The 1,829-nt window shown below is 73.2% G+C and carries 2 protein-coding genes; both read right to left on the bottom strand.

The window, feature by feature from the left end; genetic code table 11:
* Positions 1-286: 286 nt before the first annotated feature.
* On the bottom strand, positions 287-907 hold the full coding sequence (locus ACFW2E_RS22805; RefSeq protein WP_384468913.1) for a DsbA family protein: 621 nt from the start codon (positions 905-907) through the stop codon (positions 287-289).
* A gap of 55 nt (positions 908-962) precedes the next feature.
* A complete protein-coding gene (locus ACFW2E_RS22800) occupies positions 963-1,802 on the bottom strand; it encodes a sigma factor-like helix-turn-helix DNA-binding protein (protein ID WP_384468927.1) in 840 nt (279 codons plus the stop codon).
* Between the last annotated feature and the right edge of the window lie 27 nt (positions 1,803-1,829).

Below are 1,829 nucleotides of genomic sequence, written 5' to 3'. Positions count from 1 at the left end.
CACGGGACTCTCTCACGCGGCCGCGATCCCCGCGGCCGCGGCGGGGGGGGCCGCGGGCGGGGGGGCGGGGGGGGTGGGGGCGCCCGGCGCGGCCCGGCCCCCCTGCGCCCCCCCCCCCGCCACGGCCGGCCCACGGTCTCCGGCTCGCGCGCGCCTTCCCGCCGTGTCCGGCCTTTTAGTACTGCGTTTCTTGCGCCGTATGTGTCACACCGGGTCAGATTTCGGATCCGCTCGGCACGCAAAGGTCAACTTGTATACGTTATGGGCTAGTTGGAGTGGCGTCGGGTCAGTCGAAGCGGAGTCCTCCCGTGCGGGTGCGCTTGAGTTCGAAGACGTCCGGGTGGCCGGCGAGGACGCGGAAGCCGTCGAAGAGTTCGGCCGCCCGTTCGCCACGCGGAACGGCACGCAGCACCGGGCCGAACCACACCGTTCCGTCGACGTGCAGGGTCGGCGTTCCCACGTAGACCCCCGATTCCGGTTCCGCACCCGCCTCGTGGCTCCGGCGCACGGCGTCGTCGTGGCCGGGGTCGTGCGCGGCGGCCGCCAGGTCGGCCGGAAGCCCGAGTCCGGCGAGGGACTCGGCGACGACGGCGTCGAAGTCCTTCATCCCGTGCTCGTGGATCCGCGTACCGAACGCGGTGTACAGATCGCGCAGCACCTCCTCGCCGTGCCGCTGGGCGGCGGCCACGGCGACCCGCACCGGGCCGATCGAGCGGTCCACCAGGTCCCGGTACCAGTCGGGGAGTTCGTTGCCGGTGTTGTGCAGGTACAGGCTCATCACATGGAAGCGGAGGTCGAGCGGGCGTACACGCTCGACCTCCAGGAGCCAGCGGGAGGTGATCCAGGCGAAGGGACAGGCCGGGTCGAAGTAGAGGTCGACCCTGGTCCCGGTCTCGGAGTGCGTCATGCGGGCGACGCTAGTCCGCAAGTGGCCCAGGATCACGACCCACTTGCACGCGTTCTCATTGACCCACTTCCACGGCCCCGATGTCGATCCGCCCGAGCCGCTCCGGCTCCGCGATCACCTCGATCTCCGTGATCCGGTCGTCCGCGACGGTGAAGGCCAGCACCAGCCGCAGTCGGCCGAACGGCGCCATCACCAGGCCGAACCCGCCGTCCAGCAGGGCGAGTCCGGTGAACTGCGCACGGGCGACGGCGGCCATGGCACCGCGGGCGACCGGGCCGGCGCCCCGGACGGTGACCGGTTCGGGGGTGGGGACGACCAGCGCATCGGCACGCAGGACCACGTCCGGGTCGAGCAGTGCCACCAGCGCCGCCAAGTCCCCACCACGGGTGGCTGCCAGGACGGCCTCGACGACCGCGCGGCGGCGGCCCGGCCCACCGGCCGGAGCGGGCGTGCGGCCCCGGACCCGCCGGCGGGCCCGGCTGGCGAGCTGCCGGGTGGCGGCCGGGGTCTTCTCGATCAGCGGGGCGATCTCGTCGAAGGGCACCGCGAACATGTCGTGCAGCACGAAGGCGACCCGTTCGGGGGGCGCCAGCGCGTCGAGGACGACCAGCAGGGCCACCCCGACCTCGTCGGCCATCAGTGCCTCCCGCGCCGGATCGCCCCCGCCCGCCGCGCCCGCCGCCGCATCCGGCTGTTGCGCCTCCAGCGGCTCCTCGCGCCGGATCCGCCGCGCCCGCAGCAGGTTCAGGCACACCCGGGTCACCACGGTGGTCAGCCACCCGGTGAGGTTCTCCACCCCGCTGACGCCGGCCCGGTCGGCGCGCATCCACTCCTCCTGCACCGCGTCTGCGGACTCGGCCGCCGAGCCGAGAAACCGGGAGGACACTGACTGCAGATTCGGCCGGTCCGCCTAGAAAAGAAG

This window comes from Streptomyces sp. NPDC058964 (genome assembly GCF_042741275.1).
Lineage (GTDB): Bacteria > Actinomycetota > Actinomycetes > Streptomycetales > Streptomycetaceae > Streptomyces.
This window is presented reverse-complemented; position numbering and strand designations above follow the sequence as displayed.